Source organism: Hymenobacter mucosus, assembly GCF_900188255.1.
Taxonomy (GTDB): Bacteria; Bacteroidota; Bacteroidia; order Cytophagales; family Hymenobacteraceae; genus Hymenobacter; species Hymenobacter mucosus.
The window spans coordinates 24447-47890 of record NZ_FZNS01000017.1; the positions used below are offsets into that span (position 1 = coordinate 24447).

Genomic DNA, 23444 nt, shown 5'->3' on the forward strand with positions numbered 1-23444 from the left:
CTACTTTTTCTCCAGCCCGGTGAGGAGCATGGTAATGATGTTGTCTTCCAACTCTTCGGCCGATAGCTCGCGGCCGGGACGGTACCAGAGCTCAACCCAGCGCACGGCCGACAGAATGGTGAACAGGGCCACCGACACGTTGACGGGCTGAAACTCGCCTGCGGCAATGCCTTGCTCAATCAGGGCGGCAAATCCCTTTTCGTACTGCTTGCGGGCTTGCTTGAACTCCGTGAGGGCAGGCTCTCGCAGGTACTTCCAATCGTGATTACCCACCGATACGGCCGCGCCGTCCTCAATCATGAGGCGGATGTGCAGACGAATCAGGGACTTGATTTTCTCGACGTACGGCGCGGCAGTGGCTTCTATTTCGGCCAACTGGGAAATGTAAGTGCTCGACACGCGGAAGCAAATCAGCTCCAGAATCTCGTCTTTAGACTTGATGTGGTTGTACATGCTAGCGGCTTCAATGCCCACTTCGCCGGCTAAATCGCGCATAGAAGTGCCACTAAAGCCTTTTTGCTTGAACAGCTTAGCCGCTTCTTCCAGGATGAGCTGCCGTTTGTTGGTTTTGCGTGTCGTAATCATAGGTGGGAAGTAGAAGGTCAGTAGCCGTACGCCAACGGCCTTCTAAAGATTGCGCAAATCTTTGACGCGACTTAATTTGCCGCCTTCACTACGCGGCAGTTGCCCGCAGCCAAGCAGCGTCACTTTCATGCTTAGGCCAATGTTGTCCTTGATTTTCTTGGCAAAAGCGCCCTTCAACTTCTGTAGGCACTCGTGCTGTTGCACAACCTCCTCGGTTAGTGTTTCGAGGCCTAGCTGGCGCATCAGTTGCTCGTCTACCTCCACGCTTATTTCTACCTCATCCATGCTGCCCTGGCGCGAGGCTACTACCTGGTAACAGGGGCTCACGTGGTCGAGGGTGCTGATGATGTCCTCTACCTGCGTAGGGAAAAAGTTGACGCCGCGAATGATGAGCATATCATCGGCGCGGCCCCGGATGGGGGCCATCTTCACGTGGGTGCGCTTGTAAGAGTGCTCGTAGTATATAGTAGTGATGTCGCCGGTCCAGTAGCGCAGAATGGGCATGGCCTTCTTGGTGAGCGTGGTAAGTACCAATACGCCATACTCACCCTCCGCCACCGGCTCGCCAGTTTCACGGTCTACCACTTCAGGGTAGAAGTGGTCTTCCCAGATGTAGCTGCCCGTGCCCCGCTCGTCCGCATCTTCCTGAGACACACCTGGGCCGATAATCTCGCTAAGGCCGTAGATGTTGGTGGCTTCTACCTTGAGACCCTGCTGTACTTGGTGACGGATGGCCTCGCTCCAAGGCTCGGCCCCCAGTACTGCGTAGCGCAGGTTAATGGCTTCCAGCGGAATACTACGGCGCTTGACCTCCTCAGCCAATACCTGAGCGTAGGAAGGAGTAGCGCAAATGATTTCGGGCCGAAAATCCTGTAGTAACTGCAGCTGCCGGTCGGTGCTGCCGCCCGATACGGGAATGACCGTGAGGCCCAGCTTTTCGGCGCCGTAGTGAATGCCCAGGCCGCCCGTGAATAGGCCGTAGCCGTAGGCATTCTGCATTTTCATGCCCGGTCGGCAGCCCGCCGCGGCCAAGGAGCGCGCCACTACCTCCGCAAATATGCCCAGGTCCTCGGCTGTGTAGCCTACTACCGTTGCTTTACCGGTGGTGCCGCTAGAGCAGTGCAGGCGTGCTACCTCCTGCTGGGGCACCGCAAACAAGCCAAACGGGTAGTTGTCGCGGAAGTCTGTTTTCTTGGTGAAGCCCAATTGTGGCAGGTCCTCTAGGCCTCGGAAGGTGGCAGGATTAATACCTAGGGCATCAAACTTCTGCTGGTAAAACGGCACCCGCTGATACACATACTGCACCTGCTCCTTCAGGCGAGCATTTTGCAAGGCCCGAAGCTGCGGTAGCGGCAGGCGTTCTATGTCGGGGTTGAATAGCATGGGTGGGGCAAGAAGAGTGGCAGGAGCAGCAAGGTACTAACTAATTATAGCAAACGAATGTTTGTTAGTTTGCATTGAGAAAATAGTAAGAAGGGCGACTGCCTTTTCACTGCGTATAGTCAGCTTTTGCCCTAGTTACATGCAAAGTGTGTAATCACTTACAAAAGAAAAAACGATGTTTACTGCCATTATATCTACCTATTCGATCATCTTATAAGTGGGTATGGTAGTTCTTTCCTGAGGTAAGTAGTGTGAGAAGGCTGAAAGCTATTTAGGCCTTTGCCTGTTGCATGATGCTATATACACTAGGGTAGAAACACTATGGGATGGTGCCACTGCTTGCTAGTCACATTCCTTAGCTTGATCTGATGGGAAGTGACAACTTAGCCTCCTCTATTTTGTAACTGACCTTGGGCAATAGGACGCCAATCCGCGTGTTCATAGCAGAAGTAATACAGCTAGATATTTCTCCGCTACTAGTGCCTTATAGGTGCTTCTGGTGCGGCAGCCACCCAAAGGCCCCATAAATGAGGTAAGTAGAAACATTAATTCACCAAATGAAGCGCCTACATATTGTGGGGAACTGGTGATGAACCACTGGATGATACTTACAAAATTTTGGCTTTTTGCTTAAAGGGGAAATATGGTGGATGTGTGTTTTTTATAGTTATTTGTTTGTAAAACAGATGCTTATGTGCATAGATTTGGAAAATGCCTTTTGTAAGGTGAGTGAATACTTATAAAAAATGACCAATCACTTACCATTTGTAAAAAATCCTTTGTAGTATTGCACAGGCTTTCAGCACAACCCCACCCGTTAAGAAAGCCTAATTCCCACGTTCTGATTACCGGATGAATTCCCACCTAGTCCGGCAATTTCGTTGACAACCGATCAGCTCAATTCCCACAACTGGCTGCCATCGGGATCCGAAACAAATGCAACCGGCCGAACCAGAAGACGCTTCTGGTTCGGCCGGCCTGTTTTTAAGCTGTGCTGAATAGGCATGCTTGTACTGAGCTAGTGCAAGTAGCAGTTCGTAGTCAGAGTAAGAAGCGTAGTAGGTGCGCGCTATCCCCAAATCAAGACTAGGGTGCCTACGATGATAAGGCCGGCGCCAATGCCTGCTTGCCACGTGAGCTGCTCGCCCAAGAACACCACTGAAAGAAGAATGGCTAGGGCTACGCTCAGCTTATCGACGGGGGCAACCTGCGACACCTTGCCTAGTTGTAGGGCGCGGAAATAAAAAATCCAGGAAAGCCCGGTAGCCAGACCCGACAAGCCCAGAAATAGCAAGTTGGTGCGCGTGAGGGTGTGTACCTGCTCTAGCCCACCCCGGAAGTACACAATACCCCAGGCTAGCACAAGAATAACCACGGTGCGCACCGCCGTAGCCAAATTGGAGTCTACTCCCTTGATGCCAATTTTGGCCATAACGGCCGTGAGAGCCGCAAAGAGTGCGGAGAGTAGCGCGTAGATCCACCACATAAAAAGCAGAGAAAAGAAATAGCCTCGGAGACTCTACTACGGGGTAGAACTCTGCAAGGCTATGGCTGTGCGCGCATGAGCAGCTACTGGGGCTGCCAAGTAAAGCTAAAGCCTGGTGCCCCACTCAGCCCGGTGGTAGCGCCCATGGAATAGTTGGGCAGCCAGGTAGGCCGGAAGTTCATGCCGGTGGGGAGCGTGGGTTTGCGGCCCCATCGGTTGCGGTGCGTGAGGTAGCCCAAGTGGGCAGACAAAATACCGAAGCCGGCCCCGGCCACTACATCGCTCTGCCAGTGCTTGCTGTTAATCATGCGCAGGGCGGCTACGCTCGTGGCAATGGTATACGCCCCAATGCCGTACCACTGGCTTCGGTCGCGGAACTCATTGTGCACAATGCTAGCCGCCAGGAAAGCCTGCGCAGTGTGGCCCGAGGGAAACGAGAGGTTGTCGGAGCCATCGGGGCGGGTTTCGCGGGTTAAGTTCTTAACCAGAAAAACGCTGGTGAGCATGATAGCCTCGCTCTTGAGCACCACCAGCCCAATGTTGATTCGGTCGTTGCGCGACTCTACCCCGGCCAGGGCCACAGCCCCCAACTCCAGGTAGGGCGCCAAAATCAGGAAGTCGTCGGCGCGGGTGCGGAAGGTGGGAAATACCTTATGAATGTCGCGGTTTGCCTCCTGGTTCGTGTAGAAGCCCCCCCCATTGAAGGTGTAAGCCCCGTACCCAATGAGAACGGCCGGCACGACGGTAGCTTTTACCAGCTTGCCCTTGTACCACGGCTGCTTTACTACCGTGGGTACGCCACTTGGATTTTCAAACTTGTGGGTAGTGTCGGCAGGTACGGTGGGTAGTACCTGTGCACTACTAGTAGTAAACGAGCTGGCCCAGATAGCCACCCCCAATACGCCCTGGTATAAACGAGACTTCATCAACGAAAATGCTTCAACACCTGCTACGACCACCAGGTACCGTACTGCCCCAGGCTGGGTAGTAACTGCGTGCCGGGGCTGCCTCAGTACAATATGAGTAAAAAAAAGCTTGCTGTCTGATCTGCCGCTCAGCAAACCAGACAGCCAGACAGCAAGCTTGGGTTACGTAATCGTTAAGCCAATGTTATGTTGTGATTACCAGGCGTGTGCTATGCGCCTAGCAGTGCTGCCACATGCACCGTGAGTTATGGTAGGCCTAGTAATGAAAACGTGCCATCTACTCCGTAGCCACCTTGGAAGGTGCTAGTGCAGGGGAGTACGCAAAAACTCTACCGGACCCATGTAGCTGGTAGCCGGCAAAATGCGCATCAGCAAGTGCATGCCATAGGACCGAAGCTCCTCCAAGACAGAATTGGTCAGCCCGCACCAAAACAACGTAGCCCCCACGGTACGCGCGTACCGTTCGGTGTTGAGCAAGGCGCGTTGCCCCGTGCGGTTTAGGTAGCTGAGCTGCCGACAGTCGATCCAGAGGATGGTGATGCCCGTGCTGAGCAGCCGTCGTAATCGTTGCTCTAGCTCCTGCGCATCGGCAATGGTGGCGCAAGGTCCGCGCAACTGCAAGCCCATGCGACCGGGGCTACCCCCCGCATACAGCGTCAATCGATTCGTGTCCATGTCCAGGGAGGGGAGAAAAGTGACCGGGAAAGCCTGCGTGCAAGCTGTCAGTAAAGTACGCTTTCCACTGGACGAGGTAATAGGGGGGAAACGCTGAATTTTAGCTCCGTGTTTTTCCTGATTTCCGCTTGCTATTTGTCGCAGAACCAGACTCTTCGGACGCTGGCAGGGGTAGCTCAAGGCTAACGGTAGTGCCCCGCCCCAGCAGGGAGCGAATGGTAATGGTGCCACTGAGTAGCTCTACCCGCGTGCGAATACCCGCCAGCCCAATACCCTGCTCGACCCGCTCGGCGTCGGGGTCGAAGCCGATGCCGTCGTCTTCCACGCTGATGTGTACGATGCCTTCCGCCCGGGCTACCTGCACAAATACCTCCTGGGCCTGGGCGTGCTTCATCACGTTGCTGAGCAGCTCTTGCACAATGCGGTACACGGCTATTTGCAGGAGGCGGGGCAGGGGCTCGTCCAGGTGCGTGAGGTTGAGGTCTACGGCGAGGTGGCGAGCCGGCACGCGTTTCACCAGCTCCCGCAAGGCGGTGCTTAAGCCAAAGTCTTCCAGAATGCCAGGGGTTAGCTCAAAAGAAATGCTACGCGTGGCCCGGATGGCCTCGTCGAGGAGACGCTGGCTGGTGCGCACCGGTTCCGACGTGGGCATGTTGTCGAGGCTGAGCCGGGTAGCGTACAGTAGCTGGCCCACCCCGTTGTGCAGGCCCTCCGCAATGCGGCGACGTTCCTCTTCCTGGGTGGTTAGAATGGCCGATAGTACCTCCTTTTGCTGGCGGAGCTTGAGTTGGGTGGTTTCCGCCTGCAAGGCATTCCGCTCCGTCACGTCGCACGCAATGAGCAGTACGCCACTGCTGCCATCGGGGCCTTCCAGGGGTACAAAGTTGAGGTCAAAAATAAGGGGCTGGTGCTGGCCCGGCCAGTTTGCATAGGCCGAGGGCTGCCCGGCTAGTGCCCGTTCAATATGGGGTTGCAGCTCGGGGGCAGTGGCTATGCCGGGTAGGGCCACGGCCAGGGGCTGGCCCAAGGCCTCGGCCTCGGTGCGGTGGAGCAGCGCGGCGGCTTTGTCGTTCCAGGCCGTCACGTGAAGCTTGGCATTCAGGGCCACTACTATGTCGATGGTGCTATTAAGAACGCTCTTGGTGAACTCCTGCTCGTTGCGCAGGCGCTCCTTGCCTTGCTCCAGCTCCGTCACGTCAATGGAGAAGCACACGCCCTCCTGGCGGTGCTCATCGAAGAAGCCGTAGCTCTGGTAGTAGGCTTCTTCGTTTTCCGCCAGCGGTATTTTAGTTAGGAAAGAAACCTGCTTGCCCGCTAGCAGCTCCGTGATGCTGGGCGCCATTTGCGGGTACAACGTGCGGCTAGATTTGCCCAGTAAGTCGTCGCCGGTGATGCCAAGGCGTTGCAAGCCCGCACCCGTAGCCGACAGGTACTCGTCGGTGGGGGCCAGCTGGGTAAGTGCCAAGGGCATGTTTTGCAAGATGTGCTCCAGCAGGCGGTTCTTGTAGCCCAGCTCTTCCTCGGCTTCGCGGCGGTCCGTAATGTCGCGCATCAGGCCCACAAACCGCTCCCGCTGGCCCCGGTCTCCGCGCAGTACCCGCCCAAAGGCCGCCAAGTGGCGCACCGTGCCATCGGGCCACACAATGCGGTGCTCCAAATCGAAGGGGATGTTATCGGTGGCGGCGCGCTCCAGGGCAGCCGCTACGCCGGCTAAGTCATGGGGGTGAATGGCCTCCTGAAGTGTTTGGAACGGGGCCGGGTCGGCACTGAAGGGGCGCCCAAATATCTGCTGGGAGCGAAAATCCCACGTTACCTGGTTGGTGGTGTAGTCAATTATCCACACTCCGGTGTCGGAAGCCGCCAGGGCCATTTGTAGCCGCTCTTCGCTTTCCTGAACCCGCCGCGAAGCCTGCTTTTCGAGCGTGATGTCGCGCCAGATGGCGTGCACCATCAAACGGCCGTGGTTTTCGGGGTCGGGCACGGCCGTGAGCAGAATGTCCTCCCAGAATACCTCCCCGGTAGCCCGCAGGCGCATCCACTCAAAGCGGCAGTGGCCCCGCCGAATGGCTTCTTCCCAGTACACATCGGCTTGCAACAGGGAAAACTGGCCATTGGCCTGCCGCTCGGGCGAGAATACGGAGGCGTGGCGGCCAATCAGCTCCTCCTTGCTGCGCAGGCCCAACAGACGAAGGGCAGCCTGGTTACAGTCCACAAAGCGGTTGTCGCGCATGAGCAGCATACCATCCTGGTTTTGGTCGAACAGGATGCGAAAGTGCTGCTCGCTTAGTTCCAGGGCCTGCTGAAACTGATGCTGCGCCGTTACATCAATCAGGGCCAAGCGGCAGGTGGGCACCGTGGCGGCATCGTCCCACACTTGTCCTTCTACCCGAATGTACAAGGGTACGGATTCGGCGTTGACCATGTGTAGGTGGCATACTTGGCGGGTACCTGTTTGGCGCAAGCTCGTGAGGTAGTCGCTAAACTCTTCCCGGCACTCTGGTGCCACAAACAGGGCCAAGCGGCGGCCTCTGGCATTGTTGCGCACAAGGCCCAGCAACTGGCAGGCGCGCATATTGAGCTGCTCAATTACACCAGTTTCCGTGAGGGTGCAGTATCCTACCGGGGCAAACTCGTAGAGGTCCTCATACTGCTTGCGCAACAACTCGGCCTCAGCCTGAGCTAGTTGCACTTCCTCGTACTGCATTTCCAGCTCAATCTGGCTGGTCTGCATTTCCTGTACTAAGCGCTGCACCGAAGCAGGCGTACCATCGGGTAAGCTTTGGGTTACGTGCTGTAGCCGTTCAGCTTGTTCGCGTAGTCGCTGTAGGGCATGCTGCCGCTTGTCGGGGGTGGGGCGGCCAGTCTCGTTTTCAGGCTCGCTCATAGAATACCAGATAAAAGAAAGCGTAGGGACGTAGGTCGGTAACTCGGGCGTACGCACCACATACCCTTGAGTTATAGAGGAGCTTAGTTAGCGTCCAGCTTCTCTACCTTCTCAATGCCCAGCAACACCCGGTTGGTAGGGGCGCCCTGGTAGAGCAGGCGGCGGCCGTAGAGGGTAAGCCGGTGGTAGCCTTTGTTGGGCAGGGTAGTATCCAATACGACGTTGGTGAACTCCGCTGCCGGGTCCTCGTCCTTAAATAGGCGGCGCGTGGCGTCTAGCAGCACCTGCTGGTTGAGGGCGCCCTGGCCTACTACCGTCAAGGAAGCGTCCTGTAGCTCGGCCATGGTAGAGCCGATAATCTGCGCGAAGGAGTCGTTGACGAAGGCAATGGTGAGGTTGTCATTGAGGGCCACTACGGCCTGGCGCAGGGTTTCCTTGAGGCTGGCCGCCATTTGCACGCTGGCTTGCAGCTGAGCTTCCAGGTTTTTCAGCCCCGTTACTTCCGTGAAGGTGATGACGGCCCCGCTGATGTAGTTATCGAGGGTGCGGTAGGGGAGGATGCGCATGGTGTACCACTCGCCGGAGGTAGCCTGAATGTTGGCTTCCACGCTAGTAAGGCGGGCCAGCACCTGCTGCACGTCGCGTACTAGGTGCTGGTAGCGCAAGTTGGCGGCAAAGTGGCTAAGGGGGCGGCCCATGTCGCTGGGCATCAGGTTGATGATGCGGCCTACTGGTGGAGTAAACCGCTTGATATTCATGTTGTTGTCGAGGAAGATGATGGCAATTTCGGTGGCGTCCAGCAGGTTCTTCATGTCGTTGGCCGCCTGCGCCAGCTCCTCGGTTTTGGCCAGGTACTGGGTGTTCAGGGTCATCAGCTCCTCGTTGAGGCTCTGCATTTCCTCCTTGTTGGTCATGGCTTCCTCGTTGGTGCTCTGCAGCTCCTCGTTGGCCGACTGAAGTTCCTCGTTGGTGCTCTTGAGCTCTTCCAAGGAGCTTTCCATTTCCTCAATGGTCGTTTGGAGGCGGTGCTTGGTGTACTGCAGCTCCTTGTCGAGGGCCGTTACTACGGCGTCGCGGCTCAGGTCGCCGCCGGGGCCTTTGCTGAGGCGCACCTTGCGGGGGGTGGGCTGATCTTCGAAGGCTACCAGCAGCAGGCCGGCAAGAACATCGGGTTCCTCCATAAGCGTCACGGAAAGGCGCAGCAGTTGCTGGCCCGCCTCGGTTTGCACCCGCACGTTGTCGAGCACTACGCCCTGGCGGGTTTGAATAGCCCGGTGCACGGCCCCGCTAATCTCAAAGCTCAGCTCCTCGCGGGCCATGTCAAAGAGGTTCATACCGCTCAGGCCGGGGGCGGGCTCCAGGTACTTGCCCGTACGACCGTGCACATACAGGATTTCGCCCTTGGGGTTGATGACTACCGCCGGCGGCGCGTACGCACTTAGGAGTGTTTTCTGGACCTGGGTTGCAAATGGTCCGCTTTCGCGGCGGCCAGTGACGGTAGCAGACATAACAACGGAAGGGTGCGGAAGCGGGTGCGCTTGCCGCGACATCGTAAACGGAAAGTTGATCAGCAGGGGAAGAGAGGACGCCACATTGGTGCGCCGCGAAATCTTCCATTTTACATCTACTGGCTGAAATAAATCCTGGAAAGTAGTGATGTTCTCACTCGGTCCCAGAAACAGCAGCCCCCCAGGGTTGATGGCGTAGTGGAATACAGGCATCAGGTTGCGCTGTAGCTCGGCGCTCAGGTAAATGAGCAGGTTGCGGCAGCAGAGCAGGTCCAGCTTGGTGAAGGGGGCATCCTTGTTGATATTGTGCAGGGCAAATACCACCACGTCGCGCACTTCCTTCCGAATTTGATAGTGGCCGTCCATCTTGTGGAAGAACCGCTTGAGCCGCTCCGGGCTCACATCGCCCGTGATGTTTTCGGTGTAGAGGCCCACGCGGGCAAAGTCCACGGCTTCGGCCGAAATATCGGTGGCAAAAATCTGGAGCTTAAGGTAGCGGGAAGGCTCTACTTCATCCAGCAGCTCCAGCAGGGTCATGCCCAGGGAGTAGGCTTCCTCGCCGGTAGAGCAGCCGGGCGCCCACACCCGAATGGTGGAGTCGGTGTCCTTGGTCTTGATGACGTCGCGCAGGTGAGTTTTGAGGCTCTCGTAGGCGTCGGAGTCGCGGAAGAACTTGGTCACCCCAATCAGCAGCTCCTTAAATAGGTGCTCCACCTCCTGGGGAGTTTCCTGGAGGTAGCGCACGTAAGTAGTAAACTCCTTGATTTGGTGGGCGTTCATGCGGCGCTCAATGCGCCGAAATACCGTGTTGCGCTTGTAGTAGCTGAAGTCGTGGCCGGTTTGCTGACGAATAAGCAGAAAGATTTTCTGTAGGGCGTGCGTCGGCTTCGATGGCTCATTCTTTTCAGTCTCGCGCAGGGGGCGGCCCATCAGGGGGCGGTCTACGTAGTCGAGCAGCTTGGCCGGCATCAGGGGCGGCGAGAGCACAAAGTCAACAAACTCGGTGGCCAGGGCGGCGCGCGGCATGGCATCGAAGCGGGCCGTGGCGGGGTCCTGCACCATCACCATCCCAAAGTTCTCCATCACCAGCTTCAGGCCAATGCTTCCGTCGGAGCCCATCCCCGAGAGGATGACGCACACGGCCCGCTCCCGGGCATCCTTAGCCAGGCTTTGCAGGAAAAAATCGATGGGCATGCGCTGGCTGGCGGGTTGGGTTGGCGTCAGCAGGTAGAGGCTGCCGTGCAGCACGCTCAGGTCGCGGTTGGGCGGTATTATGTACACGTGGTTGGGCCGCAGCTTCACGCTGTCTTCCACGTCTAGCACGGGCAGGGCCGTAAAGCCTTGCACGATTTGCGCTAATTTGCTTTCCTGGTCGGGGAGTAGGTGGGTAACCACCACGAACGCCATACCCGAGTGGGGCGTGAGGTGAGTGAAAAAGCGTTCCAGCGCATCAATGACACCCGCCGAGCCGCACAGCGCCACAATTGGGAATTTATCGGGCGGGGGCATAGAATTGGCACGTGGCCGCCGCTCAGTGACGGGCGTTTCCACGCCCATTTCCTCGGTAGTGGTTTCCTGTTCGTCCTGACGAACTGGGTTGGTAGTAGGCGTCATGTAGGGAGAGCAACGGGCAAGCTACCTGGAGATAAGTAGCTGCAGACAGAGCGGGCAAGAAAGAAGTAGTAAAGTCAAAAGTATCGAAATGCACGCGCCCAGGGAGGCTGGGGTGGGAAAATATAGTGTGAGCAACCTCGCAAATCTCCACCGTAGTATCCGATAGGTCCGGCTCTGCGTACGTTATCGTATTGGTTCAGGGGCTTCTATTTTAGAAGTCCTATTACGTTGTTTCTGGTTCCCATGACTGTGTCAAGCCCCGCGTATGTTATTGTAATTGGTACCTCCGCTGGTGGTATGCCCGCCCTCGTGCGCTTGGTAGCTCAGTTGCCGGCGGGCTTGCCGGCGGCCGTGCTGGTTGTGCAGCACTTGTCCCCCGAATCGTCGGGCCAGCCCCTGGTGGAGCGTCTAAACCAGCATAGCGCCCTGGAGTGCAAGCTGGCTCAAGACAGAGAGCCACTGCGAGAAGGGGTGCTCTACCTAGCCCCCGCCGACCGGCACCTGCTGGTGAAGGAACACCAACTGCTGGTAACGAAAGGCCCCCGCGAAAATAACTACCGCCCCGCCGCCGATGCCCTGTTTCGTTCGGCGGCCGTGGCCTACGGCCCCAACGTGGTGGGCGTAGTGCTTACCGGCTTGCTGCACGACGGCACCGCTGGTTTGGACTTCATTAAGCGCTGCGGTGGTACCGCCGTCGTGCAGGACCCCGTAGATGCTGAATTTTCCAGCATGCCCGAAAGCGCCTTGCGCAACGTGGCCGTCGATTATGTGCTGCCGTTGGATATGATGGGTAGAGTATTAGTTGAGTTAGTGGGTATGCCAACTTCACAAAAACCGGGTCTTGATTCCGTTCCCGAGGATCTGAAAATAGAAGCCGCTATTGCCGAGCGCATTGTGGGCACTACGGAGGAAGTAGACAAGCTAGGCCACCCAGTGCCTCTCACCTGCCCTGACTGCGGGGGGGCGCTCTGGGAAATTAAGCACGGCAATGTGCTGCGCTACCGCTGCCACACGGGGCACGCTTTCACGGCCAATGCCCTGCTAGACAAGTCGCAGAAGTCTATGGAGGAAACCCTGTGGGTAGCTCTGCGCATGATGGAGGAGCGTAAAAACCTGCTCAGCAGCATGGCTACCCATGGCAACAGCCAAGGGTGGAATACCCAACAGGCCCAGCGGCTGGAAGAAACCAAGCAGCACGTAAACCGCCTGCGCGAGTTTCTACTCAACGGCCAAGCCCACACCGGCCGTCCCGATGGTTCCCGGGAAGAAGAGGTAGCCTAAACTCAGGAAGCCCCTAGCCGGCTTAGCCCGCCCTACAACTTACCCTGGAAAAGCAGGTCTACGCGATAGTTATTTCACGAGGCCCTGCATGACGGCGTATTTGATGAGTGCGGCCGTGTTTTTTACCTGGGCTTTTTCGATGATGTTTTGCCGGTGGGTTTCAATAGTCCGTTTGCTGGTGAAGAGCTTGTCGGCTATTTGGTTGGTTGTTAGGCCCTCAGCAATCAGGCGCAGCACCTCTAGTTCGCGGCGCGAGAGGGGCGACTGTTGCTTGACGTCTTTCAGTGAGCCACCCCCCACGGTGAGGGCGTGCAGCTTGTGCAGCATATCCAAACCCAGCTCGGCGCTCAAGAATTGCCGCCCCGAGGCTACTGAGTGAATGGCAAAAAGCAATTCGTCGCGGCCCGCATTTTTGAGCACGAAGCCCATAGCGCCGGCTTCCAGCATCTGCATCACATACTGCTCGTTGTCGAGCATGGAGAGCACCAGCACCCGCACTTCCGGAAACTGCTGCTGAATGTGCACCGTGGCCTGCTGACCATCCATTTCGGGCATATTCACGTCGAGCACTACCACGTCGGCGGCCGTGGTTGCTAGTAGCTCCAGCAGCTCACGGCCGTTGCCCGCCTCACCCACTACAGATAGCTCCTCCTGGCCCGAAAGCAGAGCCCGGACGCCGTCCCGGACGATAACGTGGTCATCAACAAGAATTACTCGAATCATATCTGGATGCTAGAAAAGGATATTTCTATTAAACGGCAGTTCGCCGAGTCAGGGACGAGTATTTTACGCTTTTTGCGGAGAATACCCAGTCTATTTTTAGTGGGTACGCGAATAGCTACCCGCCTACCTTGGCAGTAGCTTCCCTGCTGATACAAGCCAGTTCCGCATCAGCGTTTGCCCGTTGCGTTTCCTGTTGAAAAGATGTGCGTACTCTGAACCCGTTGCCTAGGAAAAAGCCTGCTACCTAAGGCCAGCTAGCAGGCAAAGGCGGTAAGAACTGGCAGTATTAGGCGCTTACTGGGCACTGCTCCGTGGCTTTTCGGTAGTTGCTGGCCGGTACATGTAGTTCTCCACTAGGAAGTACAGTCAGCCTAGGTGCAGGTATTGGCTCGTAGGTGCCCAAGCACCCATTGCCTAGGGCCACAGTGGCTCCGCTATAATCTGCCTTGGCTGTTTAGTTGATAGCCTCTTGCTAGCATTAGTTCTGCGCTAGTAAACAACCACAACGGGTAAGGCTTTGCGTGCTAGGTAGGTTAGAGCCTACGCCTTATCGTTGCGAGCCGAAGGGTAGGGGAGATGACCGACCTGCCTACAATAAGGCTCTGGCCGCTTGTGCCTACCTTGCCGGCTCAAATCTGCGTAGAACCTGCCCATGAAAATACTATTGGTTGAAGACGAGCCTAAGGTTGCTTCCTTTCTACACCAAGGACTCACGGAACAGCAGCACGTCGTGGACCTCGCCCCGGACGGACTGCTGGGGTTGCGTCTAGCCTTAGCGGGTCAGTACGACTTAATTATCCTCGATACGCTGCTACCCGGCCTCAGCGGCCTTGATGTGTGCCGCCAGGTGCGGGCTCACGATGCGGGCGTGCCCATTCTGATGCTGACGGCCCTGGGCGAAACCGACGACAAAATCCGGGGCCTCGACGCTGGCGCCGACGATTACCTCGTCAAGCCCTTCGCTTTTCAGGAACTGTTGGCCCGCATTCGGGCGCTGGCCCGCCGCCGCCACGAAGCCCCCGCGGCCCAAGCCTTGCTGCGCCTCGCCGACCTTACCCTGGACCCCGCCAGCAAGCAGGTGCAGCGGGCGGGGCAGCTCATCCAGCTCACGGCCCGGGAGTTTGCCCTTCTAGAGTATCTGTTGCGCCACCAGGGGCGCGTCATCTCGCGGGTAGATATTCTGGAGCACGTGTGGGAAACCAGCTTCGATACCGGCTCTAACGTTATCGACGTGTACATTAACTTCTTGCGTAAGAAAATAGATAAAGACTTCACGCCCAAGCTGATTCATACTCTGGTAGGCATGGGCTACGTGATGAAGGAAGAGTAGCCAGCCGCGCCCAAAGCCTGCTGTTTCCTACCTCGCACTTACTACCGCTCTATGTCCATCCGAATTCGCTTGGCACTGCAGTTTGCGGCCATCTTGGGGTTCACGCTGCTGCTGTTTTCCTTGGTGATTTACTTTTTCACCTACCACTCCCGGCGAGAGTACTTTACGGAAAGCCTCTTTGCGCGCGCCCGCATTGTGGCCCACGTGTACCTAGATGGCACCGACCGGGGCGACGAGGCCAGCCAGGCTTCCTACCGCCGCTACCTGCGCCAGTTTTACCGCACCCTGCCCGAGGAAGAAGTGCGCGTGTTCGACGCCCAAAACCGGGTAGTGTTTCGGGAGGGCCGAGTAGGGCAGAAGTCTGACCTTCAAAGCTTCTTGCAGGATGTGCGCAAGGATGGGCGCGAAGTAGTGCTGGAATCGGACTACCGCCAGACGGTAGGCTTGCTTTACCGCGACGCTCACCGGGGCGACTTCGTAGTGGTAGCTTCTTCGGTAGATGCCGACAGCCGCCAGAAGCTCAACGAACTGCGTACCGTGCTCACCACGGGCCTGCTAGCTTCCTTTCTGATTGCGGGGGTAGGGGGGCTGTTCTTTGCCGGGCTGGCCTTGCGGCCCATGCAGCGCATTGTGCGCGAGGTAGACAGCATCTCCGCTTCCGACCTGCACCGTCGGCTTTCCCAAGGAGATGACCAGGATGAAGTGTCTCTGCTTACCCAACGCTTCAATAGCTTGCTCGACCGGCTGGAAACGGCTTTCGCCGGCCAGCGGACCTTTGTACGCGACGCCTCCCACGAGTTGCGTACCCCCCTCACCGTGCTCATTGGCCAGCTGGAAGTAGCCTTGCTGCAACAAGAGCGGAGCCCGGAAGAATACCGCAGCGTGCTGCAAAGTACCCTTGATGCGGCTCGCCTGCTCAAAGACCTCACCAACGGTCTGCTCCAGATTGCCCGCGCTTCCGACGACCCTTCCCAGGTGCCCCTTACCCTGGTGCGCCTAGATGAACTGCTCCTTCAGGCCCACGAGGAAGTGCTGCGCCGCCACCCTACCTCCCGCGTCGATCTGGACTTCCGAGAGCCAACTGGCCCGCCCCGGGCGGTAACGTACGGCGTGCGAGGCAACGAGGCCCTGCTGCTCTCCGCCTTCCTCAATGTGCTGGAAAACGCCTGTAAATTTTCGGAGGGCCGCTCTGCCCCAATTGTAGCCCTGCTTACTGCCCCCGCCGGGCGGGTGTGCCTGCAAGTGCGCGACCAGGGAGTTGGCATGAGTGAGGCCGACCGCCAGCAGGTTTTCGTGCCCTTTTTCCGCTCCGATGCGGTACGTAACGTTCCCGGTCACGGCATTGGCTTGCCACTTACTGCCAAGATAATGACCCTGCACGGAGGAGATGTACAAGTAGAAAGTGAATTAGGGAAAAGTACTACTGTTACGCTAATACTTCCGGCTGCATAATGTTGATTTACAAGTGATAAAGGGAAAGCAGTTATTTTTAATTTACTTTTAATTCTCTTTTAACTCAGTATTAACGACGGGGAAATAGACTTGCAGTAAGTCTAGGATGAACTCCTAGGTTTACTCCGCCCTCTCACTCCCCTCCTCATGATTAAGACTGCATCGGTTCCGACTGTTCCGTCTGCTGGCCCGGTGGTTTCCGCCTCGTCTGGTGGCTACCGGCACATGTTAGGACACGGTATTCCGTCCGGACTAGGGTTGTCTCTGATGGTGCTGCCGCTGTGTCTAGGCATTTCTCTGGAATTGGGCGCACCGCTGCCGGTTTTTATCAGTGAGCTTATAGTGGCGTGGGGGAGTGGTGCGCCGCTAAACCTAATCAGCTCTGCGTCTGGTCTTGCGGTCATTATGGGAGGTGCTATTCAGCAGTTGGGCACCTTCGAGGTAGTGCTGGCTGCTACGGTACTGGCTGGGGTATTGCAGTTGTTGTTAGGGGTAGCCCGCGCCGGTAGTGAAAGCGCCGCGGCACCTACGGCCGCACCCATCTACTTCAAGCTAGCTGAGCACGTCTTTTTCCCGAACAAAGTCAGCATCGGGAAAACTCTGAGCGAGGTGCCTGTCCACCCTCATACTATGATTGATGGCCCTGCCCCCTTCATCGACTATGATGCAGTAGAAACGATTGAAAATTTCCGCCTCTCTGCCCCAGAGCGCGGTATCAACTTGGAACTGCGCGCCATTCCGCAGCTACAAGTACTGGGGCACTAGCCGCCGATGAGTGACGGTGTGTACGCAGAGGCTATCTGCAAATAGCCTCTGCCTTGCCCGCTCTGTTTTGTCTCACAATCCACCCAACCACGCATAACAACACACATGAAAGGTATCGAGTCCATTCTAGAGAATAACCAGAAGTGGGTAGAAACTAAGCGGGCGGAAGACCCCGATTTCTTCAACCGTCTCGCTAATGGCCAGAAGCCTAAGTACCTGTTTATTGGGTGCTCTGACTCTCGGGTACCTGCTTCGGCTATTACCGGTACGGGCCCCGGCGAAATGTTCGTGCACCGCAACATCGCCAACCTAGTCATCAATACTGACTTTAACCTGCTCTCGGTGCTACAGTACGCTGTGGAAGTGCTCGGTGTAGAAGATATTATGGTAGTAGGTCACTACGGCTGTGGTGGGGTAGCTGCCGCAGCTGCCAACAAGCAGTACGGACTGATTGACGGGTGGCTGACGAACATCCGCGACGTAATTCGGATGCACGAAATGGAGTTCCTGCGCATCAAGGATGAGGAAGTGCGCCTGCGTCGTCTTGTAGAGCTGAACGTGATTGAGCAGGTACGTAACCTGAGCAAAACCAGCATCATTCAAAACGCCCGCAAGGGGAGCAAGCCCCCACGCCTACACGGGCTAGTGTACGATATCAAGGAAGGCCTTCTAAAAGACTTAGAGGTAGAAGACAACCTAATTACTGAGTTGGAGCACATCTACGGCACCGAGGCTATGAGGCACGCCGAGGAAGTACTGGAGGAGCAAGTAGGCCAGGAGCTATCCAAAGACCACGCTCCGTTGATGAACCCCCAAAACCAAGATCAGCAGAACAGCAAGAATCATAAAGAACAAAAGAATTCGCTGTCGAAGGCTAACTAGCCGCGCAGCTCAGCATCATCGGGCGTAGTCTGAGGGGAGTGCGCTTTCGATGTGTGGAACCACCGTGCCCATTGGGAACGGTGGTTTTTTTATGACCAGTAGTTAAGGAAAAATGGAGCAGTAGTGTAGCCGTGTGCCGTGCCTAGGCTTGTACTACTATGGCTGCCTGAACCTGCGGGCCTAGCTTCTGCGTATGCCTCAGCCTACTCACTTGCTGATTCTGCCCATGAAGGCCATTTATTTTGAAGAGTACGGCTCTGCTGAGGTGCTCCGCTATGGCGAGCAACCTACTCCCACGCCAAAAGCAAACCAAATTTTGGTGCGGGTGCGCGCTAGCAGCGTCAACCCCGTCGATTGGAAAATTCGTCAGGGCGACTTGAAGCTTATTACGGGGTACAAGTTTCCAAAGATTCCGGGGCGTGATGTTGCCGGGGAGGTAGCCGCAGTAGGCGATAATGTGACCCGCTTCCGCGTTGGTGACCGGGTGTACGGCATGCCCAATGATGGGGCTGGCAACGCCAATGCCGAGTACGCCTTGCTGGCAGAGTCCGTTGCAGCATTCATTCCGGAGCGGCTGAGTTTTGAGGAAGCAGGTGCTGTACCGCTGGGCGCCCTTACTGCCCTACAAGGCCTGCACGACTACGGCCAAATTCTGTCTGGCGACCGAGTGCTCATTAATGGGGCTTCTGGTGGCGTGGGCACGTTTGCCGTACAAATAGCTAAGGCTTTAGGGGCCGGTGAAGTAACGGGCGTGTGCGGACCCGCCAACGTGGAGTTGGTGCGTAGCCTAGGTGCCGACCGCGTTCTGAACCACCACGAGCACGACTTCACGCACGATGTGAGCCGCTACGACCTCATCTTTGATGCCGCTGGTAAAAGTAGCTTTACGGCCTGCCAAGAAGCACTACGTCGCAATGGCCGCTACGTGACCACTACTCCAGATCCGGCTGCCGTCGTGCTGGATAAGTTTGCCTCGGTCTTCTCGACTAAGTCCAGCTACGTGTTTATGGCTAAGGAGCGGGGCACCGATCTGGCCCTACTATCGGCGTGGCTACAAGCTGAAACCATTCGCCCTGTCATTGCCAAGACCTTCCCCTTATCGGCAACTGCCGATGCGCACCGCTTCAGCGAAGCGGGCGGGGTTGCCGGCAAAATAGTGCTTACTGTGTAGGAAGCCTGGGTAGCTCACGAGTAGATAAGTAGTCCCTGAGGGCATTATCTTCCCGTGGGCTACTTACTCGGCTGGCTTGGTAAAGGCAATTAGTATAGCGCCGCCGGCCATCATAGCTGCTCCCACCACTACCTGCCAGGTTATCTTTTCTTTCAGAAAGAAGGTCGCCAGCAGAATAGAGAACACCAGAGAAATTTTGTCGAATGACGAAGTACGGGAGGCTTGGCCCATTTTCAGGGCTTGGAAGGAAAACAAGGAAGAGAAACACGTGATAATACCCGCTGCAATCAGGAAGAGCCATGTGCGGCGGTCAATTTGCGTGACTTGCCCTAGGTGCCCCTGCCAGGCTACTACTCCCCAGGCTACTCCCACAATCAGGATGGACTGAATTGCAAAGGCTACGCTTGATTCGACATTCTTAATTCCCAGTTTGGAAAGAGTGACGACTACTGCTGCCGACAGCGCGGCCAGCAACGAAAAAACTACCCACATACTAACAGAAAATGCGTTGACTATCAGATACGCAAGTGCAGAAGGTTTAGCCGATATGTCATTTGGATTTTAACTGGTAGATTGAAAGTTATTTATATAAGTCTCATTTTGAGACACCGCTAGTCGTTCTGTTCGTTTGATAGCACCCCATGCATGAATGATAAGGTATTATAATAAATATATAATATTGAATTTTAGACCTTTATGAGTAGATAAAATGGCTGCTCCTAGCTGCTAACTACCAACAGAAAGGCGTTTATACAGTCATGTTCCTCTGGAGAAGCCTCAAGCTGATAGTTCTGATAAAGAATCAATTGGCAATATTGCTACCATATAATATTTGTGCTAGTCTGATATATAAACAATCTTATAACACGGTACAATGCAAGGTGAGAATAACTAATATTTCAGAGTGAACTAGCTGATAATAAATTTTTTGCGAAGCAACTGGAAAGGAATAGTTCTATTTAAGGCTCACAATCAGGGCACTAGCTTAAAAAATGTGGATAGCTGAACAGTAAAAAGAGGAGTAGTATATAACTATGGGAACTATATGTTGTATTATTAATTGTAGTTAATTAAAAAAACCGCAATATATTGCCGTAAAATCCAATGTTTTAGTTGCAACCGGTATGCACGGTTTAAGAAAAATAGAGCAGCTTTTTTCGTACGACGCGCTGGTACAGCTAGCAAATGAAGTGCGTAAGCAGGATGCTGGCTACCGCAGTGCTGGCAATCAGCCTATGCAGGACAATGTGCCGTTCGGACCACATATTCTACAATTGGGAGAGCAAGGCCACCCGCGCTTTTTCGGAGTAAATTCCGAAAATGAGCCCCAGCTTATCAGCTTGCCATTTACACAGCCCAGCCAATTTACTTCATTCGGCTATTCTATCTCAAGTGAAGCAGGTACGTTCCGGCTGCACCGTACTACGCTAGCCTTATGGGTCGCTAGCCTTTCCTTCAGCCAACTCAAGCAGCATTATCCCCGCATATTCGAGGCCAACAACGCATCAACCATGGTGCTCACGCCTCCTCACGAGTTTGGGGTTATTATCACTGCGGAAACTCCCTGGGGCCAACTATATACTGACCCAGAAGCCTACGCCGATGAGCTGAAGCAGGTGGCCGCCAAAACCGGTGTGGTTATAACGCACAACGAGCAGGAAGACTTATTTGGCCTGTACCACCGAGGAGCCCTGGTAGGGCAAGCCGCACGACTGGATACCGAGCAGTTCGTGCGCCTGCTCACCTACCACCTCAACACGCCTGTGGCCTACCAGCCCGTAAAGCAAAAGGTGCTCAACGAGCGATACGGCAGTGCGTTCCCCGCTGAACTCGATAACTTCGACAACTGGGACGGAGAGGTGCGAGAGCACCAGCAGTTTCCGTTGGCAAACCTCTACTACGTGCGGGTGCAGGCCGCTACCGAAAAAGCCGCGCTCAACATGGCCCGCGAGGAAATAGCTCTGCAACGCACCCTAAACCCCATTCGGGTGGCGGCGCGCGGGTTGCCCTTCGAGATTGAGAGCGTTGTCATGCTCGACCGCCTTTCTAACTCGGGCTTTTACGAGGTCCGCTACCATTTCGTCACCGCCGATCAACCCCAACTGGCGTCGGCTTCCTAGCCTGCGCCATCTGCCCTGCACACACCTGCTCCGAAATTCGACTTTTTCTCCTGTTATCTTTGTTGATTCCCTGCTGACTTAGTTGCAGCATCTTTACTCATCAGCGAGAATCAACGATTTGAAAGTCTGTATTGCCGAAAAGCCCAGCGTAGCCCGCGAAATTGCCCAGGTACTGGGTGCCAACCGCAAAATGGATGGCTATTTCGAAGGCAACGGCTACCAGGTAACCTGGACGTTTGGACACTTCTGCCAACTCCGGGAACCCGAGGACTACCGCCCCGAGTGGAAGCGCTGGAGCATTCACGACCTACCCATGCTGCCGGAGAATTTCGGCATTAAATTGATGCGCCGCGACGATGGCGTGGTGCGTCAGTTTACGGTAATTAAAAACCTGCTGGCTGCCGCCGAGGAAGTCATTAACTGCGGCGACGCGGGGCAGGAGGGAGAGGTTATTCAGCGCTGGGTGCTGCTGGAAGCCAAGTACCGCAAGCCCATTAAGCGCCTCTGGATTTCCTCCCTCACGGAAGAAGCTATTCGCCAGGGCTTTGCCAACCTGCGCGACGGAGCCGAATTTGAGAAGCTCTACCAAGCTGGCAAAAGCCGCGCCGTGGGCGACTGGCTGCTGGGCCTAAACGCCACCCGGCTGTTTACGCTGAAGTACGCTCCCGGTCAACGCCAAGTGCTCAGCATTGGACGCGTGCAAACTCCCACACTAGCACTGCTGGTAGACCGCTACCACGAAATTCAGAACTTTAAACCCGAGCCCTACTGGGTGCTGCGCACGGAGTATCGGGGCACCATGTTCAGCCACGTAGCTCCGCCCAAGAAAGGCAAGGCAGAAGATGATGAGCCCGACGAGAAAGCTCGCCTGAAAGCGCGTGGCTACTTCGTAACTCAAGAGGAAGCCGATGCGGCCATGGCCGCCGTAAAGGACGTGCCCCTGACGGTGACCAGCGTTGAAATTAAAAAGGGGTTGGAAACGCCGCCGGCCCTGTTCGACCTGACTTCCTTGCAGGTGCAGTGTAACAACCAATTGGGCTTATCGGCGGAAGACACGCTCAAGACGGTCCAAAGCCTGTATGAGAAGAAGGTGGTAAGCTACCCTCGCGTAGACACTACCTTCCTGCCCGACGACCAGTACCCCAAAATTCCGGGTATTCTGCGCGGGCTGGGGGCCTACCATAGCCTTACTGCTCCGCTGCTGGCGGGTAAGATCAAGAAATCAGGAAAGGTATTCAACAACAACAAAGTCACCGACCACCACGCTATCATTCCCACTGGGGCTAGTGCTAGCGGCTTGGGCGGCACCGAGCATAGCGTGTACGATATCATCGTACGGCGCTTTCTGGCGGCCTTCTATCCCGATTGTGAAGTGTCTAACACAACCGTAACCGCGGAAGCGGCGGGCCGCACCTTCCGGGTACGGGGTCGTCAGATTCTTAATCCGGGGTGGCGGATAGTGTACGGCGACCCTGAAAAGCAGCAGGCACCCTCGGCTCCGAAAGCGGCGGGCGAAGGCGAAGACGATGTGGTAAACACCGTGCTGCCCTCGTTCGAGAAGGGCGAAAGCGGCCCGCACAAGCCTCGGCTCGACTCTAAAATGACCCAGCCTCCGCGCGAGTACTCAGAGGCCATGCTACTACGCGGGATGGAAACCGCGGGCCGTAACGTAGACGACGAAGAACTGCGCCAAGCCATGAAGGAGAATGGTATTGGGCGACCATCTACGCGGGCCGCTATCATCGAAACACTGTTCAAGCGGGGCTATATCCGCCGCGACAAAAAGAAGATAGTACCCACGTCTACCGGCGTTGAACTCATCGGCCTGATCCGCAACCCCACGCTGAAGTCAGCGGAACTGACGGGGCAGTGGGAAAAGAAGTTGCGCCAGATTGAAAGCGGCCAGCTAGACCAGGAGCAGTTTCTGGGCGAGCTAAAGCAGTTGGTACGCGAAATGGTGCACGAGGTAAAGCAAGATGGCTCAGGCCGCGCCGTAACCGTAACTTCTGCCGAAGCTGCTACCCCCGCTAAAGGTGCAAACCCTCGCCCAATGCCCGCTGCTGCGGCTACCCCGGCTGTGCCTGGTGCGCTAGGCCCGTGCCCGGCCTGCGGCAGCGGTCATGTGCTACGCGGCAAAACCGCCTTTGGCTGCTCGCGTTGGCGCGAAGGCTGCCAGTTGCGCCTCCCTACCTCTTATGAAGGCAAGAAGCTTACGGATAAGCAGGTAGGAGACTTGCTCAAGAAGGGCCGTACCCAGGTGATGCAAGGGTTTCTGGATGATGCGGGCAACAAGTATAGTGCGGCCATCAAGCTCACGCCTCAGCATACGCTGGAGCTAGTGCGCGCCGCCGAAAGCAAGCCCACCACCGCCACCGACCCCGGCCAGATTCCGTGCCCCGTGTGCCGCCTGGGCCAGATGCTGAAAGGCAAAAGTGCCTGGGGCTGTTCCCGCTTCCGCGAGGACTGCCAGTTCCGTGTTCCGTTTGAGTGGGGCGGCAAGACCCTCACTGACGCACAAATGAACCAGCTCCTACGCAAAGGCAAAACCGGCGTCATCCGGGGCTTCATCTCCTCCAAAACCGGCAACCGCTACGAAGCGGCCCTGCAGGTAGGCGCGGAGGGTAGGATAGAGCCAGTGTTTGATAATAAGGGGTAAAGA

Annotated in this window: 17 protein-coding genes; 8 read left to right on the forward strand and 9 right to left on the reverse strand. The window is 56.2% G+C overall.

Going from position 1 to position 23444, the window contains the following annotated elements; genetic code table 11:
* The 7 genes from CHB83_RS21905 to CHB83_RS21935 all read right to left on the reverse strand — a co-directional run bounded on the left by CHB83_RS21905 (position 1) and on the right by CHB83_RS21935 (position 11061).
* Positions 1-585, reverse strand: a complete 585-nt coding sequence (locus tag CHB83_RS21905; RefSeq protein WP_045689163.1) for a TetR/AcrR family transcriptional regulator — start codon at positions 583-585, stop codon at positions 1-3.
* A gap of 42 nt (positions 586-627) precedes the next feature.
* A complete protein-coding gene (locus tag CHB83_RS21910; RefSeq protein ID WP_089334303.1) occupies positions 628-1968 on the reverse strand; it encodes a phenylacetate--CoA ligase family protein in 1341 nt (446 codons plus the stop codon).
* A gap of 1069 nt (positions 1969-3037) precedes the next feature.
* The gene (locus CHB83_RS21915) at positions 3038-3454 is read right to left on the reverse strand and encodes an EamA family transporter (protein WP_089334304.1); all 417 of its coding nucleotides are present in this window, start codon (positions 3452-3454) and stop codon (positions 3038-3040) included.
* 83 nt (positions 3455-3537) lie between these two features.
* Positions 3538-4380: a phosphatase PAP2 family protein gene (locus CHB83_RS21920; RefSeq protein ID WP_089334305.1), complete on the reverse strand. Its 843-nt coding sequence runs from the start codon at positions 4378-4380 to the stop codon at positions 3538-3540.
* Positions 4381-4683: 303 nt separating this feature from the next.
* Positions 4684-5055 carry an STAS domain-containing protein gene (locus tag CHB83_RS21925; RefSeq protein ID WP_089334306.1) on the reverse strand — a complete coding sequence of 124 codons (372 nt, stop codon included), beginning with the start codon at positions 5053-5055 and terminating at the stop codon, positions 4684-4686.
* 100 nt (positions 5056-5155) lie between these two features.
* A complete protein-coding gene (locus CHB83_RS21930) occupies positions 5156-7939 on the reverse strand; it encodes a PAS domain S-box protein (protein ID WP_089334307.1) in 2784 nt (927 codons plus the stop codon).
* Positions 7940-8022: 83 nt separating this feature from the next.
* On the reverse strand, positions 8023-11061 hold the full coding sequence (locus tag CHB83_RS21935; RefSeq protein WP_089334308.1) for a CheR family methyltransferase: 3039 nt from the start codon (positions 11059-11061) through the stop codon (positions 8023-8025).
* Between the two features lie 243 nt (positions 11062-11304).
* On the opposite strand from CHB83_RS21935, the gene CHB83_RS21940 reads away from it, so the two are divergent.
* On the forward strand, positions 11305-12342 hold the full coding sequence (locus CHB83_RS21940) for a chemotaxis protein CheB (RefSeq protein ID WP_089334309.1): 1038 nt from the start codon (positions 11305-11307) through the stop codon (positions 12340-12342).
* Between the two features lie 69 nt (positions 12343-12411).
* Here CHB83_RS21940 and CHB83_RS21945 read toward each other — a convergent pair whose 3' ends face one another.
* Positions 12412-13065: a response regulator gene (locus CHB83_RS21945; protein ID WP_045689158.1), complete on the reverse strand. Its 654-nt coding sequence runs from the start codon at positions 13063-13065 to the stop codon at positions 12412-12414.
* A gap of 652 nt (positions 13066-13717) precedes the next feature.
* Here CHB83_RS21945 and CHB83_RS21950 point away from each other — a divergent pair.
* The 5 genes from CHB83_RS21950 (at position 13718) to CHB83_RS21970 (ending at position 18665) form a co-directional block, all read left to right on the forward strand.
* The gene (locus CHB83_RS21950; RefSeq protein ID WP_089334310.1) at positions 13718-14395 is read left to right on the forward strand and encodes a response regulator; all 678 of its coding nucleotides are present in this window, start codon (positions 13718-13720) and stop codon (positions 14393-14395) included.
* A gap of 51 nt (positions 14396-14446) precedes the next feature.
* Positions 14447-15847, forward strand: coding sequence for a sensor histidine kinase (locus tag CHB83_RS21955; protein WP_089334311.1), 1401 nt, complete (start codon positions 14447-14449; stop codon positions 15845-15847).
* 147 nt (positions 15848-15994) lie between these two features.
* Entirely contained in the window at positions 15995-16612 is a 618-nt protein-coding gene (locus CHB83_RS23670) for a hypothetical protein (protein ID WP_143437246.1), read from the forward strand.
* A 105-nt stretch (positions 16613-16717) separates the two neighbouring features.
* On the forward strand, positions 16718-17494 hold the full coding sequence (locus CHB83_RS21965; protein WP_089334312.1) for a carbonic anhydrase: 777 nt from the start codon (positions 16718-16720) through the stop codon (positions 17492-17494).
* 193 nt (positions 17495-17687) lie between these two features.
* Entirely contained in the window at positions 17688-18665 is a 978-nt protein-coding gene (locus CHB83_RS21970; protein WP_245855408.1) for an NAD(P)-dependent alcohol dehydrogenase, read from the forward strand.
* A gap of 63 nt (positions 18666-18728) precedes the next feature.
* Here CHB83_RS21970 and CHB83_RS21975 read toward each other — a convergent pair whose 3' ends face one another.
* Positions 18729-19157: an EamA family transporter gene (locus CHB83_RS21975; protein ID WP_045689153.1), complete on the reverse strand. Its 429-nt coding sequence runs from the start codon at positions 19155-19157 to the stop codon at positions 18729-18731.
* 632 nt (positions 19158-19789) lie between these two features.
* On the opposite strand from CHB83_RS21975, the gene CHB83_RS21980 reads away from it, so the two are divergent.
* A complete protein-coding gene (locus CHB83_RS21980) occupies positions 19790-20785 on the forward strand; it encodes a hypothetical protein (protein ID WP_045689152.1) in 996 nt (331 codons plus the stop codon).
* 118 nt (positions 20786-20903) lie between these two features.
* Positions 20904-23441, forward strand: a complete 2538-nt coding sequence (locus tag CHB83_RS21985; protein ID WP_045689151.1) for a type IA DNA topoisomerase — start codon at positions 20904-20906, stop codon at positions 23439-23441.
* The last annotated feature ends 3 nt before the right edge of the window (positions 23442-23444 follow it).